This window comes from Rhizobium sp. AAP43 (genome assembly GCF_001296045.1).
GTDB lineage: Bacteria > Pseudomonadota > Alphaproteobacteria > Rhizobiales > Rhizobiaceae > Allorhizobium.
On record NZ_LJHS01000009.1, the window covers coordinates 104,496 to 120,540 of the forward strand.

Annotated in this window: 13 protein-coding genes; 8 read left to right on the plus strand and 5 right to left on the minus strand. The window is 61.0% G+C overall.

Annotation, left to right across the window (positions count from 1 at the left end; genetic code table 11):
* The gene (gene mnmD, locus IP76_RS08080; protein WP_054157701.1) at positions 1-726 is read left to right on the plus strand and encodes a tRNA (5-methylaminomethyl-2-thiouridine)(34)-methyltransferase MnmD; all 726 of its coding nucleotides are present in this window, start codon (positions 1-3) and stop codon (positions 724-726) included.
* Between the two features lie 11 nt (positions 727-737).
* Here the strand turns inward: mnmD and IP76_RS08085 are convergent, their stop codons facing one another.
* Positions 738-4,724, minus strand: coding sequence for a PAS domain-containing protein (locus tag IP76_RS08085; protein WP_054157702.1), 3,987 nt, complete (start codon positions 4,722-4,724; stop codon positions 738-740).
* Between the two features lie 221 nt (positions 4,725-4,945).
* Between IP76_RS08085 and IP76_RS08090 the strand changes: the two genes are divergently transcribed.
* Positions 4,946-6,532: a trimethylamine methyltransferase family protein gene (locus tag IP76_RS08090; RefSeq protein WP_054157703.1), complete on the plus strand. Its 1,587-nt coding sequence runs from the start codon at positions 4,946-4,948 to the stop codon at positions 6,530-6,532.
* 111 nt (positions 6,533-6,643) lie between these two features.
* Here the strand turns inward: IP76_RS08090 and IP76_RS08095 are convergent, their stop codons facing one another.
* Together IP76_RS08095 and IP76_RS08100 are read right to left on the minus strand one after the other, a co-directional pair.
* Positions 6,644-8,467, minus strand: a complete 1,824-nt coding sequence (locus IP76_RS08095; RefSeq protein WP_082352458.1) for a methyl-accepting chemotaxis protein — start codon at positions 8,465-8,467, stop codon at positions 6,644-6,646.
* 105 nt (positions 8,468-8,572) lie between these two features.
* On the minus strand, positions 8,573-9,262 hold the full coding sequence (locus IP76_RS08100; RefSeq protein ID WP_306765473.1) for a YafY family protein: 690 nt from the start codon (positions 9,260-9,262) through the stop codon (positions 8,573-8,575).
* A gap of 72 nt (positions 9,263-9,334) precedes the next feature.
* On the opposite strand from IP76_RS08100, the gene IP76_RS08105 reads away from it, so the two are divergent.
* The gene (locus IP76_RS08105) at positions 9,335-9,655 is read left to right on the plus strand and encodes a hypothetical protein (protein WP_197278317.1); all 321 of its coding nucleotides are present in this window, start codon (positions 9,335-9,337) and stop codon (positions 9,653-9,655) included.
* Positions 9,640-10,755: a DNA alkylation repair protein gene (locus IP76_RS08110; RefSeq protein ID WP_054157706.1), complete on the plus strand. Its 1,116-nt coding sequence runs from the start codon at positions 9,640-9,642 to the stop codon at positions 10,753-10,755. Before IP76_RS08105 ends, IP76_RS08110 begins: the two co-directional genes overlap by 16 nt.
* Positions 10,756-10,905: 150 nt before the next feature.
* Here IP76_RS08110 and IP76_RS08115 read toward each other — a convergent pair whose 3' ends face one another.
* On the minus strand, positions 10,906-11,460 hold the full coding sequence (locus tag IP76_RS08115; RefSeq protein WP_054157796.1) for a cytochrome b/b6 domain-containing protein: 555 nt from the start codon (positions 11,458-11,460) through the stop codon (positions 10,906-10,908).
* Between the two features lie 20 nt (positions 11,461-11,480).
* Positions 11,481-11,747 (minus strand): PepSY domain-containing protein, encoded by a 267-nt coding sequence (locus tag IP76_RS08120; protein ID WP_054157707.1) that lies wholly within the window; start codon positions 11,745-11,747, stop codon positions 11,481-11,483.
* Positions 11,748-11,879: 132 nt separating this feature from the next.
* Between IP76_RS08120 and IP76_RS08125 the strand changes: the two genes are divergently transcribed.
* The 4 genes from IP76_RS08125 (at position 11,880) to IP76_RS08140 (ending at position 15,983) form a co-directional block, all read left to right on the plus strand.
* Complete coding sequence (locus IP76_RS08125) at positions 11,880-12,218, plus strand: PepSY domain-containing protein (RefSeq protein WP_054157708.1); 339 nt, start codon at positions 11,880-11,882, stop codon at positions 12,216-12,218.
* The gene (locus IP76_RS08130; protein WP_054157709.1) at positions 12,218-12,883 is read left to right on the plus strand and encodes a response regulator transcription factor; all 666 of its coding nucleotides are present in this window, start codon (positions 12,218-12,220) and stop codon (positions 12,881-12,883) included. The genes IP76_RS08125 and IP76_RS08130 overlap by 1 nt, the downstream gene beginning before the upstream one ends.
* Positions 12,880-14,253: a HAMP domain-containing sensor histidine kinase gene (locus IP76_RS08135; protein WP_054157710.1), complete on the plus strand. Its 1,374-nt coding sequence runs from the start codon at positions 12,880-12,882 to the stop codon at positions 14,251-14,253. Before IP76_RS08130 ends, IP76_RS08135 begins: the two co-directional genes overlap by 4 nt.
* A gap of 323 nt (positions 14,254-14,576) precedes the next feature.
* A complete protein-coding gene (locus IP76_RS08140; RefSeq protein ID WP_156318516.1) occupies positions 14,577-15,983 on the plus strand; it encodes a DEAD/DEAH box helicase in 1,407 nt (468 codons plus the stop codon).
* Positions 15,984-16,045 lie beyond the last annotated feature (62 nt).

Consider the following 16,045-nt stretch of genomic DNA (forward strand, 5'->3'; position numbering starts at 1 on the left):
ATGACCCATTTAGACATTACGCCCGAGGCGGGCCAAGAACAGACGCCCCTCACTTGGCAAGAGGGCGATATGCCCTATTCGACTGCCTTTGGCGATCACTTTTATTGCCGCACCGACGGCCGGCTGGAATGCGGCCACGTCTTCCTCGCCGGCAATGGCCTGCCCGAACGTTGGCGTGACAGTGCCGCCTTCAGGATCGGTGAACTCGGCTTCGGCACCGGCCTCAACGCCTGCGAAACATGGCGGCAGTGGAAGCGGGAGCGGTCCGCCGACGCCAGCCTTCACTTTGTCTCCTTCGAACTCTATCCCATGCAGGCAGCCGACATCGATCGCGCGCTTTCGCGCTGGCCGGAGATCGACGAAGAACGCAAGTCTCTGGTTGGCCGCTGGCCGTCCGAGCCATCGGGCCAAGTCGACATTGATCTTGACGACCAAACACGGTTGACGGTGTTTTGCGGCGATGCGCTTGTACAGCTGCAGGCGTCGTCCTTGGTCTTTGACGCCTGGTATCTCGATGGTTTTGCCCCGTCGCGCAACAGCGCCATGTGGTCGCCGGAGCTGATGCAAAATGTCCATGACCACACGTGTCCGGGCGGCAGTTTTGCCACCTACGCCGCAGCCGGCTTCGTTCGCCGCAATCTGCAGGCCGCAGGCTTTGCCGTTGACCGTCGACCGGGTTTTGCCGGCAAGCGTGAAATGCTGAGCGGCGTAAGAGCGATCGTCTAAGTGGCCCAGGACTAGGCGCCGAGCCCCCCGGCAATTTGCCCCGGCTCAAGAGCATACCATTCGCCGATCTTGCGCATGAGCGTTTCCGGCGAAATCGGCTTCGACAGATAGTCGTCCATACCAGCCGCGATACAGGCCTCGCGGTCACTGTCGAGGGCATGGGCAGTAACCCCAACGATCGGGACATGCTCGCCCAGGCCGTGCAGCATTTCTTCGCTGCGAATGGCGCGGCAGGCCTCATGTCCGTTGAGTACCGGCATCGATACATCCATCAGGATCAGATCCGGCTTGTGGGTTCGCCAGGCATCCACTGCGAGCTGCCCATTGCCGACGATGCGGTAGCGGATGCCGCTGCCGGCGAGGATCTGGTTGAACACGATCTGGTTCACCTCATTGTCCTCGGCAATCAGGATCCGGACATCCTCTGCCGGCATCTGCACCGACATTGCCTCGGCAGCGTTACCGACGGAGCGCTCAATCTGCGGCTGCAGCTCCAAAGGCGGAGCCACCAGAGGGCGCCCGGCACCCAGCCGTGTTGTGCGAATGACATCGATGATCGCGCCCCTCAGAACATTCGCCCGCGCCGGTTTCATCAGATGCGCCTGGACCCTCAGGCTTTCGAACAGTTGCTCGCTGCCTGCCATATCCATGGAGGTCAGGAAAATCAGAGGCATGTCGTCGAAGCGGCGATCGTTGCGGATAATCCGCGCGACATCTGTGCCGTTCATTTCCGGCATGTGATAGTCTATGATGACAGCATCAACGGTGATCCCTGCACGATGGGCCTCATCCAGGATCTGCAGTCCCAGCCGCCCGCTTTCCACGGCATGGCCGTCGAAACCCCACATAGACAGCTGCTCGCCAAGGATCTGGCGGTTGACCGCATTGTCATCAATGACGAGAACCCGCGCATCCTTGACGTTGGCCGGCAGCTCCTTTTGCCGGCGTCGCTCCGCAACAACCTTGAGCGGTATTTCAACCGTGAACACAGAGCCCTTGCCGAGTTGCGAGCGCACATTCAGCTGGCCGCCGAAAAGCTTGATCAGCCCCGCGGTAATCGCCAGACCAAGCCCGGTGCCCTCGTGGCGACGGGTCGATGACGTGTCCACCTGCGAGAACTTTTCAAAGATCTGCGCCTGCATCTCCGGCGCAATGCCCACTCCCGTATCGGAAATGCTGACGATCAACCTTGCCTTGCCATCACCCAGCGGCTCGCTCGACAGGTCGATGTGCACATGCCCCTTCTCGGTGAACTTGATCGCATTGCCGAGCAGGTTGGTGACGATCTGGCGGAAGCGACCGGGATCGCCGAGGAAAGTATGATCGACCGCCTGATCGCCAGAAATCACCAGTTCGATGTCCTTCTCGGCCGCAGCCGCAGATAGGAGCGTTGCGACATCCTCGATCGCCTCGACGGGATCAAAGGGCGAATTCCGCAGCTTCAGCTGACCGGCATCGATCTTGGAGAAGTCCAGGATGTCGTTGATGATTGTCAAAAGCGCATTGCCGGACTTCATGATGATATCGACGAAAGTCTTCTGGCGGCTGTCGAGCGTCGACTTGGACAAAAGCTCCGCCATGCCGAGCACACCATTCATCGGCGTACGGATTTCATGGCTCATATTGGCGAGGAAGTCGGATTTCGCCTTGTCGGCCGCTTCGCTCCGCGCCAGAAGCACTTCGAGTTCCGCCTCGCGCACCTTGAGTTCGGTGATATCCGTGAGCACGACGACACAGCTGCCCGATCCACCGAATGTGGCCTCCAGCTTCACCCATGTCTTGGCCCCGGCCATGAAGGTCGTGGAAACCCCGGTGGTTTCCTTCATGGCTGCCTGCCACTGGCTGAGGATTGCCTGACCCTCGGTGCCGAAATCACCCCTTTCGGCACAATAGCTGAAGATGTCACGCCAGCGCGAACCGATCGCTGCGAGATCCTCCGGGAGGTCGAGAATACGAACGAATGCAGGATTGATCTCCGCGATCCTGCCTCTCTCGATCGCCACCAATCCCTGGGACGTCAGGCGCATCGTGTCCTGCATCAACTGACCCAGCCGCTCAAGCTGTTCCTGCGCCTCGTCGATCTCCTTCTCGCGCTTGCGCATCTCGGTCAGATCCGAATAGGTCATCAGGATCTTGCGATCGCGCAGCCGCGTTATGGTCGCCAGCACATGCTGTCCGTCATCATAGGACAGCTCGGTCGTCTGTGAGCCTTCAAGTGCATCGAACTGCGCAATCCGACGCCTGTATCCTTCTTCGAACTCAAGTCCCGGCCAGGTCTTGCCTTGGCTATGGTTGCGCTCACAATACGAACGGAAGCTGAGACCTTCCAGCGGCAGGTCCTCCGGCCAGCTCCAGATCTCACGGCATTTTTCGTTGGCGAATTCCACCATGTAGTCAGCGTTGAGGATCACCACGCCGACGGGCATGATGTGCAACATTGCGACGAGATCCTGATAAAGGGCTTCGGCTCTTGCTTGCGCCTCCCGAACTGCCTCCTGCCCGCGCTTGATCACCGAAACATCGGTGACGGAACCGACGAGAAAGTGCTTGTGCTGCGCGGTCGTGATCCGGTTGATCCGGGTAATGACTGAAATTTCCTCACCGTCACGAATGACGACATCACTCGGGCGCTCGATCACTTCGCCATGTTCGAGGCAGCGGATATTTTCTTCGGTCAGTTGCTGGCCACGCTCCGGCCACATCTCGGCTTCCGTCATGCCGTAGATGTCTTCCCTGCGCTGTTGGTGCAGTTCCTCATAAGCGCCGTTGACGTATATCAGCCGCCGATCGATGTCGCGGATGAATACAGGAACCTGCATTTGCTCAAGGGCCGCACGATAGAGCAGCGTTTCTTCCTCGCGCTGAACCATATCGCTGACATCGGAATACGTGACGAGGATGCGCCCACCCTCGAGCTTGCGGCTCCCCGCAGCCAGCGCTCGACCCGATGGCGTCTTCGCATCAATCAGCGGGCCGTCGTCCAGACTGAGCAACTGCTCGACACGGAAGGCGATGCGGCTACGCACCTCTTCGGCCGCCAAGTGAGGCTCCGAGCGCCAGGTCACGCGCTCAAGGAACTCCGAATAGCTCATCCCGAGCAGTTCGACCTCCGGACCGAATTCGGCCATATCGACAAGCGCCGTGTTGACATACTCGATCAGCAGGTCCGGCCCCAGCAGCATGATGCCCACAGGCAACGACAGCAGCAGGGTCTGGAAGTAGTTCCGCATATTGTCGGCTTCACGCCGCGCAGCCGCCAGTTTCTCCTCACCCTGCCTCAGCGGGGAGAGATCGGTCATGGTACCGATCAGATAGCGTGAGCCGTCACGCGTTTCGATCGCCCCCATCCGGCACAAGGTCGGCACGCGGCTGCCATTGGGGCGCACGAAGATGTCCCGCACTTCTTCAGCCAGGGCACCATCAAGGATGCGCCTGTTGTCATCGTGGTAGATCTGACCCGCAAGCGGGAACATTTCGAGTTCAGTCTTGCCGAGCAAGTCCTCCAGAGGGCATTCGGCGAGATCGGCATAGGCCTGATTGGCGAAGACGAGGCGATGTTCGTTGTCGCGGACAAAAGCGGCGACCGGCAAGCGATCAAGCACCGTGCGGAAGACTTCCATCTCTGCCGACCACGGCACGGAATAACCCCCAGACAGCTCGGCTGACTGTGGCGCATCCATGAAGCCGAAAAGATAGAGCTGATCGTCCTCGCCATAGAAGCGCTCGATGCGGAGCATGCGCACCGGCTCGTCGGGACGGGCGCGGTAGCCAAGCTGCTCATCTTCACCGAAGACCAGCACACGGCGTTCGGTATCGTCACGAAGACTGTCGAGACGCGTACCGAGCAGCTCCGTATCGCTCCGGCCGACGAAGCTCATCGGATCGAGGTCGAAGAGTGCGGCAAAGGCTTCGTTGACCACGACATAGCGCAGCTCGCTGTCCTTCACATAGGAAGGCAAGTCGAGAACGGCGATCTTCTCGCAGACCAAATTGAGCACGCGCTTCCCCGGTTTCAAAATGAGTAAACCTTGGCGTTGATCAATGACTGCGAATGGTAAACAGCCGGTAAGCGCGACCTGCAGATGTGTCGACAAAGAGCTCCACGGGTGAGCGCTCCTTGCGATGTTCCAGATGAGCCGGTTTTCCGTCGCAAACGGCAATGCCTTTTGCGCCCGGAAACTGCGAGACTTGATGTCGAGATTGACACAATGGATCGACCATGAGCGACATGACCAGCTCTTCATCGCCCGAAAATAACGCCGTGAACGGCATCACCGAGCGGCGACGCCGCACTGGAGGACGAGGCGGGGATCGCGCCCGCGCATCCGGATCGGCGAAGTACCGCAACCTCGTCAACCGGCTGGTCAAGACAGAGTTGCTTGATGCCGAGGCGCTCGACGACATCCATGAAGCGTCGCTCATCGTGCTCGAGGAAATCGGCATGGACATCATGCTGCCCGAGGCACGCGCCTTGATGAAGGCAGCAGGTGCTGACGTGACGGCGGGATCCGAGCGCGTCCGCTTCGATCGCGACCTGATCCTGGATCTGATCGCCTCCGTACCGAAGGAATTCACCCTGCATGCCCGCAATCCGGAACGCCACGTCCGGATCGGAGGCAACAATCTGGTCTTCGCCCAGATTGCGTCCGCTCCCTTCGTCGCGGATCGTGAAGGCGGGCGGCGGGCTGGCAACCAGGAAGATTTCCGCAAGCTGGTCAAGCTTGCCCAGTCCTACGATGTCATCCACACCACGGGTGGATACCCGGTTGAGCCTGTCGACATCCACGCCTCGGTGCGCCATCTCGACTGCCTATCCGACCTCGTAAAGCTGACCGACAAGCCGTTCCATTGCTATTCTCTCGGCAAGCAGCGCAATCTAGACGGCATCGAGATCGCCCGGATCGGTCGTGGCATCTCGATGGAGCAGATGGAGCGCGAGCCCTCGCTGTTCACCGTCATCAACTCCTCCTCGCCCCTGCGCCTTGATGGGCCGATGCTTCAGGGCATCATCGAAATGGCATCCCGCGGCCAGGTTGTCATCATGACACCCTTCACGCTTGCCGGCGCCATGGCCCCTGTGACGATCGCGGGCGCGCTCGTCCAGCAGAATGCCGAGGCGCTCTGCGGGATCGCCTTCACCCAAATGGTCAAGCGCGGCGCGCCGGTGATCTACGGCGGCTTCACCTCGAATGTCGACATGAAGAGCGGCGCACCGGCCTTCGGCACGCCCGAATACATGAAGGCGGTGATTGTCGGGGGACAGCTTGCCCGCCGCTACGGCATTCCCTACCGCACCTCCAACACCAACGCCGCCAACACGCTGGATGCGCAAGCAGCCTACGAATCCGCCTTCTCGCTCTGGGCGCTGACGCAAGGCGGCGGCAATTTCATCATGCACTCGGCCGGCTGGTCGGAAGGCGGCCTGACGGCATCCTTCGAAAAGTTCATCCTCGATGTCGACATGCTGCAGATGGTGGCGGAGTTCCTGACACCTCTTGATGTCAGCCCCGATGCGCTGGCGCTCGACGCTGTGCGCGACGTCGGCCCGGGCGGCCATTTCTTCGGCACAGCCCATACGCTCGCCCGCTACGAGACGGCCTTCTATTCGCCGATCCTGTCCGACTGGCGCAACTTCGAGACCTGGACGGAAGCCGGCCGGCCCACAACATACGACCACGCCAACCGCATCTTCAAGGAAAAGCTGGCAAGTTACGAACGCCCGCCAATCGACCCAGCCGTCGAGGAAGAACTGGATGCCTTCGTCGCAAAGCGCAAGGAAGAGGGCGGGGTCGCGACGGATTTTTGAGCGGACGCCGGACGTGGAAGGCAGGCCGGGCGCACCCCAGAACCAGTCCGCCCCGTCCGGTGAGGGACGAGGCGGAACTGTTTCATGATCGACTGACAACGAGCGACTGTGTCAGGCAGAACGGCGCATAGGCGACGTGTAAGCGCTATGTGCCGGCGCTGCTGCCTTCCCTGCGACAATCTCAAACCGCTGGATCAACTGGCGAAGGCGGGCACTTTCGGTTGCAAGACCCGCACTAGCGGCATTCGTCTCTTCGACCATCGCAGCATTCTGCTGCGTGAACTGATCCATCTGGTTGACCGCCGTGTTCACTTCAGCAAGCCCGGTCGCCTGCTCCTTGGCGGCGGTTGCGATGGCATTCATCTGAACATTGACGGTGGTGATGAAGTTCTCGATCGTCTTGAGGGCAACACCGGTATCGCTGACCAGTTTCACACCATTCGAGACCTCCTCGGTCGAAACGCGGATCAGGTCCTTGATTTCACGGGCGGCCTGCGCCGATCGTTGGGCCAGTTCGCGGACTTCCTGGGCAACGACCGCAAAGCCCTTGCCGGCTTCCCCTGCCCGCGCGGCTTCGACACCAGCATTGAGCGCCAGCAAGTTGGTCTGGAAAGCGATTTCATCGATCACGCCGATGATGTTGGAGATGGATTGCGACGACTGCTCGATGCGTCCCATTGCAGCCACCGCACTCGCGACCACGCCACCCGAGCTTTCGGCACTATGGGCCGCATCGGCTGCGGCTGCCCGGGCTTCCTCGACTCGATTGGAAGCATGACGCACATTGACCGTAATCTGATCAAGGGCTGCAGCGGTTTCCTCGAGTGAAGCGGCCTGCTGTTCGGTGCGGCGCGAAAGATCATCGGTGCTGCCGCTGATCTCGCGGCTGCCGTTATCGATGGAACCGGCGGCATGCGCGACTGCCGACAGCGTTTCAGACAACTGCACGACGGCATCGTTGAAATCTTCGCGCAGTTTCTCGAATTCCTGGGCAAAGGGAGCATTCAGGCGGACCGAAAGATTACCCTTCGCAAGTTGAGCCAGGCCGCCAGCGAGTGTCGCAGTGGCCTGCGTCATCGCTTCTGCCCGGCTTTGGTCAAGCCTCGCACGCTCAGCCCTTTCAGCTTCCGTCAGGGATTGATGTTGCTTGGCCTCGTCCTCGACCTTGCGGGCGGCGATCGCGTTGGCGCGCAGGACCTCGACGGCAGCGGCCATCAAGCCGAGTTCATCACGGCGATCCATGGCCGGAATTTCGACTGCCGTATCACCTTCTGCCAGTCTGCGCATCGCACCGGTCATCCCGATCAGCGGAGATGCGAGACTGCGAGTGAGCAGCATACCCATCACAGCGGCGACGGCGGCAGCGGCCATTCCACCAAAGATCAATGTGTTCGTTCCTGTCTGGAACGCCGCATTCTGTAGGGCTGTTCGCTGGTCGGCCAACGTTTCATTGGCCTCATCGAGCGCGGTCAGCGCCTTGCGGATGTCACTCAGACGCGCGGTCGTGGCAATGTTGCTGCGGGTTTCCTCGATCTTGGCCGGATCCTGCGCATTGGCAATGGTCGCGTCCATCTGTGCATAGAACTTGTCCATCGCCTGGCGCAGCGGCGGAAGGAAAGCATCCGCCTGGGGCTTGCCGAGCTGCTGTTCGAGCTCGGCGATCATCGGCGGCACAGCACTGGCATGCTTCGCCATGCGCTCGATAAACTCTTCATTGAGACTGGCAACATAGCCACGCATGGCGTTCTGATGCTCGACGAGCGTCGCAAGAATCTGTGTGGACAATTTGAGAACGGACTGTGTTTGCTCATTCGCAAGCGTTGCCTCCTGAATCCGTTGCATTGAGACGAAAGCAACAGAACAAAAAGCGATGACAACGGCCAGAACGAAGGCAAATGCAAAGGCCAGCTTGCGGGAAACTCTCAGATTCTTCATGGACGTCTTTCAGAATTGACTGCAGTGCCCTTCCTCGCTCCGGACCCCTTAAGATTTATGGAATTTAGAATAGAATTATAATAAAATATCTCGCGTTTTGACCATTTATCCTAACTGTTTCAGGTAGGCTTGGTACGTCTGATGGGGGGCCGGTTCAAAACGGTCAGACAGGATCTTCCAGTCTTCCACACGGTCGAGCCGGAAATCCCGAAATCCTTGCCGCATCTCGCACCATCCGGTCATCACCCAGATCGCACCGAAAGCCGAGAGGCTGAGCGGCCAAACGACGCGCTGGCTGCGGTCCCCTGGCAAAGAATGATAGGCGATCCAGACCTTGCGTTTCGCTGACAACGCCATGCGCATGTCACCGAGGCAATCGGGCGTTTCCGGCTGCGACGCGGAACGAAAGGCGTGGATGGGCGCGGATTTCAACCTCTCGGCATGCTCTTTCGGCAGCATTCCCAGCATTTTCTCCTGCGCCTCCCGGGCCGCCTGACCAAGGCGCGGATCGCCCAGCATCTCGACAGCTCGAAGCCCGAAGGCGAGCGCTTCCAACTGCTCGAAGGTGAAGGTCAGCGGCGGTGCATCAAAGGCCTCGCGCAGCATATAGCCGACACCGCGCTCCCCCTCGATCGGCGCACCGGAGCCGATCAGATGCTCCATGTCGCGATAGATGGTCCGTGGCGCGACCTCCATTTTCTCGGCAATCTCGGCGGCGGTCATCGCCCGGCCGGCGGCGCGCATCAACTGGATGATCCGGAAAAGGCGGTCGGCAGGACGCATCTGGCACCTCATTTCAGGCTATGGCCAGAAGGTTGTCAGTTGCCTTCTGCTAGGTCAAGTCATCATCACTTGAGGAGCCCCATGATGCCATCCACCACGGTTCTCGAACTTGCCGTCTGCACTGTAACTGACCGACAAGCTGCCCAGAATGCCCGCAACGTCGCCATGCAGGCCATCAGCGCCTATCCCGGTTTCGTCAGTTGGCGTGCCCTCGACGCACTGGATCACGGCGACATGATCGCCGATCTCGTCGAATGGGCCGACAGGCAAAGCGCCGATGCGGCCGCAGCCAAGGTAAGGACAGATCCCGCCTTTGCCCCTTACATGGCCGCGATCCAGGGCGTATCCCTGATGCAGCATTTCCAGACGCAAGCCGAGACCGGACGCCCATGGCCGAACCGCTGAAACATCTGATTGGTCAAGAGACCGCCCGCGATACGGCCGATGCCGTGTCGCGAGTTTGGCCTGACTTTGACAAGGGCGCCTTCCTGGCCGATGTGCTGCCCCGGATCGAAGCCCATGAACTGATGCAGCGCGGCCAGCTGATCGCTGATGCGCTCGCGATCCATATGCCTCGAGATTTCCCGAAAGCGGCCGCAGTGCTCGCAGCCTGCCTTCCGCAGGAATCCCGAGACGGCTTGACGGGATGGGCACTGCTCTCCTTCAACCAGTTCATCTCGGCACAAGGGGTGGGGCATCTCGGGACGGCTCTCGACCTGCTGAAGGCGCTGACCCCGCATTTCACCGCAGAGTTTGGCATTCGCCGCCTCATCCATGAATGCCAGGACGAAGCGCTGGCCATCATCGGGCGATGGGTCGTCGACCCCAACCATCACGTTCGCCGACTGGCCAGCGAAGGGACCCGCCCTCGCCTGCCCTGGGCGATGCGCCTGCCTTCGCTGGTGCGCGATCCAACCCCGATACTGCCGATTCTAGAAGCGCTCATCGATGACGAGGAGGACTATGTCCGCCGCTCGGTGGCCAACAGCCTGAACGATATCGCCAAGGATCATCCGGATCTCGTCGCGGATTTCGTTGCGCGCCACGCGCCGGGTGCCTCGAGGAACCGGCTGTGGCTACTGAAACACGCGTCCCGCACCCTGGTGAAGAAGGGCCACGCAAAGGCGCTCGCCAATTTCGGCTATGCACCGCTCGCGGACGTAACGGCAACCCTCGTGCTTGCCAACGACCATATCGGTTTCCCCGGCGAACTGAGCTTCGAGGTCCGTCTGTCGAATGACAGCACGGAACCGCGCACGGTGCTCGTCGATTACGCCATCCATCACCAGAAAAAGGATGGCTCGCTGTCGCCGAAGGTCTTCAAGGGAAGGAGCCTCACGCTCGCCCCGACGCAGACCGCCACAATCAGTCTGCGCCACGCCTTCCGGCCGATCACCACACGTGTCTATCATGCAGGTGACCATCGGCTGGAAATCCTGCTCAACGGCGTGTCCGTGGCGGATGCCGATTTCGATCTGGCGATGGATGCGTCGACGTGCACATGAGCCGGACGGCCACCCGATCTCCTTGTCCGATCTCCTTGAAGGCCGTGTCAAGACGGAAGCGGAAACATCAAAAAAGGGCAACCGGATCACGGTCGCCCTTTTGTCGATCTGCGATGACACCAGAAGCACGCGTTCGAAGCGCCATCGACCTCAGTCTGCCCGTTTCCTGCCGGTAATCATGGCCCGCACCAGATTCTCTTTGTGCTCGATACTGGCCAGCACAACACCGCCGATATGCAGGCCGATCAGCCCGAGCGTCGAATAGACAAGCACCTTATGTGTGTCTTCGACCCATTCGATGCCCCAGTAGGCGTCGGTCGTCATCATATAGCCAGTGGTGACAATGCCGGAGATCATCAACAGCAACGCAATCACCATGGCGCCGCCGGCTGGATTGTGGCCGATATAACGCTTGGCCTTCATCGCTGCACTTTCGGCGATAAATCGCAAAACCGTCACCGGGCTATAGATGAAACTGGCAAAGCGCGCATGCTCAGTCCCAACAAGACCCCAGACGACACGGAACACGATCAGCGCAGCGATGATGTAGCCGGAGGCGATATGGGCGTCTTTCCATTCGTCGCCCGTTACAAACGAAAAGGCGAAGAAGCCAACCAACGCCCAGTGGAACAGGCGCACCAAAGGGTCCCAGACCTTGACCAGCGCCGGCCGCGTCGCGCGGCCGGACTGGAGGGTGCCGGGCATGCTGTGCTCGGCGCTCGACATCACTCGGCTCCGACCTGTTCGCCGGTTGCCGGGTTGAAAATGGCTTCGACCTTCTTGCCGTCCTTGATGCCATAGACTTCGTAGCAGCCGTCCTCGACCTTGACCTGGCGCACGTCATAACCAAGTTCGGTGGCCTTGGCCTTCATGGCCTCTTCGGTCATCCACTTGTCCTTCGGGGCGTCACACTTGGCGGTTTCGTCTTCTGCCTGGGCAAAACCGGCAAAGGAAGCAAAGGTGATGAGCGAGAGAGCAATAAGCTTGTTCATGATAGGGTTCCTCATAAGGACGACGGGGCGGGATTGCCTTTCGCCGTTGAGCAAACCCTAGGGGACACGGGCTGAGCGTTACCTGACGCCAAATGTCAGCGAAACTTCAGCTTTCCAATGATACGTTAGAGCATGATCGAAACACCGCGCCCTCTTGTCTTGCGTATCGCGGCCCTTGGCCTAGCCGTGATCGGCATCATGGTATCTCTGCCCGTGGAGGCAGAGGATGAGCATAGAGAACCCGAACACGACATATTGCGCGATGGCGTTGCGAGCGGCAGGATCAAATCCTTGGCGGACCTGCGTCGCATCGTGTTGTCGCGGGTCGACGGGGATATTGTCTCGGCCCGCATAGAGCAGGAACACGGCCTGGAACTCTACGAATTCCGCGTGCTCCGGCGCGATGGTCGCCTTGTCGAGGTCGAGGTTGACGCCCGCTCCGGCAAGATCAGGGAAATCGAGAACGACTGATGCGCATCCTGCTGATCGAAGACGACCCGCGGATTGCCCGCGACATTACCACCCATCTTCAGCGTGACGGCTATGTGGTGGTGCATGAGACCGATGGTGAGGCCGGCTGGTTTACCGGAGACGAAGAGGACTTCGCCGCCGTGGTCCTCGATCTCGGTCTGCCCGGCATGGATGGCCTTGCCGTCCTCAAGCGCTGGCGCAATGCCAACAGGCGTATGCCGGTTCTCGTCCTGACCGCGCGCGGAAACTGGCAGGAGCGCGTCGAGGGCATCGATGCCGGCGCTGACGACTATCTGCCAAAGCCCTTCCAGATGGCAGAACTGCTCGCCAGATTGCGAGCCATCATCCGGCGGACGGCCGGTCAGGCGAGCCCGGTGCTGGAATTCGGAGACATTGCGATCGATACCCGCAACAAGACGGTGAGCCTTGCTGGTCTGCCCGTCGACCTGACGCCGCTCGAATACCGCTGCCTCACCCATCTTGCCTTGCATGCCGACCGGCACGTCACCCAGGCGGAATTGACAGAACAGCTCTATGCCCAGGACTTCGAGCGCGACAGCAATTCCGTCGAGGTGCTGATTGGCCGCCTGCGCCGCAAACTCGGTCGCGACGCTATCAGCACGCGCCGGGGCTACGGCTATAAGATGGGCGGGCCGGAGGCGTGAACCGCTCAATCCGCATACGCTTCTTGAGTGTCTCGATCGTGAGCGTCGCCGCGGCTCTGTCGCTCGCGGCTTTCGTCTTCGTCGGGCTTTTCACTCGTAGCCTTGAGCACCGGCTCGATCAGGAACTGACCGACCACCTCAACAATATCGCCGGCCAGATCGAATTCGCCGCAGATGGAACCGTGCGCCTGCCCGAACGCCCGACGGACATCCGCTTTTCCACCCCCTATGGCGGCCTCTATTGGCAGATCGCCGACGACCTGCGTGGCACTGAAACGCGCTCCGCCTCGCTCTGGGACTACACGCTTCCCCTGCCCGACGACCCACAGGAAACCGGCACAATCCACCGCTATGACATTCCCGGCCCCGAAGGCGAGACCCTGCTTGTCCAGGAGCGCAAGGTGATCGTCAAAGCGCCAGACGGCGAAAGGCCCCTGCGGCTCGCCGTCGCGATCGACACCGCGACCGTCAAGGAAGCCCGCCAGGCCTTCGTATCCGATATCATCCCCTATCTCCTGGCACTCGCCGCCTTCCTCGTCGCAGCATCGCTTGCCCAGCTCACCTTCGGTTTAAGGCCGCTTTTAGCCATCGGCGAAAGTCTCGACCGCATCCGCGCGCGCCAATCAACCCGTCTCACCGGCCCGCTGCCTGGCGAGCTGAAGCCCATGGTCGACGCGATGAACCGCCTGCTAGATGACCAGGACGCGCTGATCGCCCGAGCTCGAGCCCGAGCCGCCGACCTCGCCCACGGTCTGAAGACGCCGCTTACCATTTTGGCCAATGACGCCGAGACGCTGAAGGAACGCGGCGAGACCGAGATCGGCGAGGAACTCACCCACCTGGCCAGCGTCATGCGCAACCATGTCGACCGCGAGCTCGCCCGCAGTCGGATTGCCGCAACGGCCAGTATGCGCAGCGCTGACGCAGATCTTGAGCAGTCGGTGGCCATGATCGTCCGCACACTGAAACGAACACCAGACGGCGAACGCCTCGCCTGGCAGGTCAGCGTTCCCACAGGTCTGCGCCTTGGCATCGACCCGAGCGACTTGCAGGAACTGATCGGCAACATCGTCGAGAACGCCGTGAAGTGGGCTCGTCAGCGGATTATGATCGACACCGTGGCGACGTCGTCCAGCGTAACCTTATTGATCGCCGATGACGGCCCCGGTGTCGTCGAGGCCGATCTCAAGCGCATGACCGAGCGCGGCGTGCGCCTCGACACGCGCATCGCCGGCACCGGCATCGGTCTCTCCATCGTCAGCGATATCGCCGAGGTCTACGGCATCGATGTCGAAATCGCCAACCGGGAGCCGGCAGGCCTCGGTGTCACACTGCGGTTTGCAGCAGTCCCATCCGCGCCAATCGGCTGATCGATTGTGCGGAATTTCAGCATGGGCGAAGACCGCATCGCGTGCGCGACGATTTCGCACCGCAAAAGAAATCTTGACTTCTGCGCCAAACAAGCGCATCAGCACGTCAGCTTTCCCTTCCGGCCGCCGCGTGAGCGAGCCCAGCGACATCTGAGACGCGAAGAAGGTGAGGCGCGAAATGTTGAAGGTGGTATGTCCACCCGAGCGCCGGAAAGCTTTTTTCCAACTTACAAGTTCCCAAATCACGCGGGGTTCTTGACGCCAATGCCAGCTAGTTCGCAAATCTGCGATCTGGTCGAAAGGCTTTTGGCGCCCCGAAAGGTATGACTTTGACCACTTTCGATGATCTTGGCCTCTCCAAGAATATCGTCGCGACGCTGACGACGCTCGGCTTCACGACCCCCACTCCTATTCAGGAAAAGGGCATCCCCGTCGTCCTGAGCGGACGTGACCTCATCGGTCTCGCCCAGACCGGCACCGGCAAGACGGCCGCTTTCGGCCTGCCGATGATCGAGATGCTTCTCAAGGACGAGAAGCGCCCCGACAACCGCACCACCCGTGCCCTCATTCTCGCCCCGACCCGCGAGCTGGTGAACCAGATCGGCGAGAACCTGCGCAGCTACCTGCGTCGTCTGCCGCTGAAGATCAATCAGGTCGTCGGTGGCGCATCGATCGGCAAGCAGCAGCTGCAGCTCGAAAAGGGCACCGACATCCTCGTCGCCACGCCTGGCCGCCTGCTCGACCTGATCGCCCGCAACGCGATTTCGCTGCGCGCCGTCCGTTACCTCGTTCTCGACGAAGCCGACCAGATGCTGGACCTCGGCTTCATTCATGACCTGCGCAAGATCTCGAAGATGGTCCCGCCGAAGCGCCAGACCCTGCTCTTCTCGGCAACCATGCCGCCGTCGATCGCCGATCTCGCCGCAAGCTTCCTGACCGACCCGCTCAAGGTCGCCGTGTCCCCTCCGGGCAAGGCCGCCGACAAGGTCGAGCAACATGTGCATTTCGTCGCCGGCCAGAACGCCAAGACGGAAATGTTGAAGAAGATCCTCAACGACAACCCGGATGGCCGCTCCATCGTCTTCCTGCGCACCAAGCATGGCGCGGAAAAGCTGATGAAGCACCTCGACGCCACCGGTTACTCGGTCGCCTCGATCCACGGCAACAAGAGCCAGGGTCAGCGCGAGCGCGCCTTGAAGGGCTTCCGTGATGGCGAGATCAAGACGCTGATCGCCACCGACGTTGCCGCGCGCGGCATCGACATCCCGGCCGTCTCCCACGTCTTCAACTACGACCTGCCGGAAGTTCCGGACGCCTACGTCCACCGCATCGGCCGTACGGCCCGCGCCGGTCGCGAAGGCATTGCCATTGCGTTTTGCGGTCCCGACGAAGGTCGCCTGCTGCGGGACGTCGAAAAGCTGATGGGCATCGAGATCCCGGTCGCCTCTGGCGAACCGCCGGCAAACCTCGCACGCCCGGCGCGTCCGCAGCGTCGCGGTGGTGGCGGTGGTGCTGGCGGCAACAACCGCAACCATCAGGGTCAGGGCCAGGGTCGCGGCAAGTCCGAAGGCGGCGCCAAGGCTGATGGTCGTCCGGCCAAGACCGGTCACCGCAAGGGCGGCAATCGTCCGGCCGGTGGCGGCGGCCAGGGTCAGGGTCGTCCAGCTACCGGCGGCCAGGGTCGTCCCGCTCGCTCGGGCACGGCAGGCGGACGTCGCCGCGAGGCATAAGCCGACGCAGCAGCAAGTTAAAGAAATGGCGCGACCTCGGTCGCGCCATTTTTGCATCAACG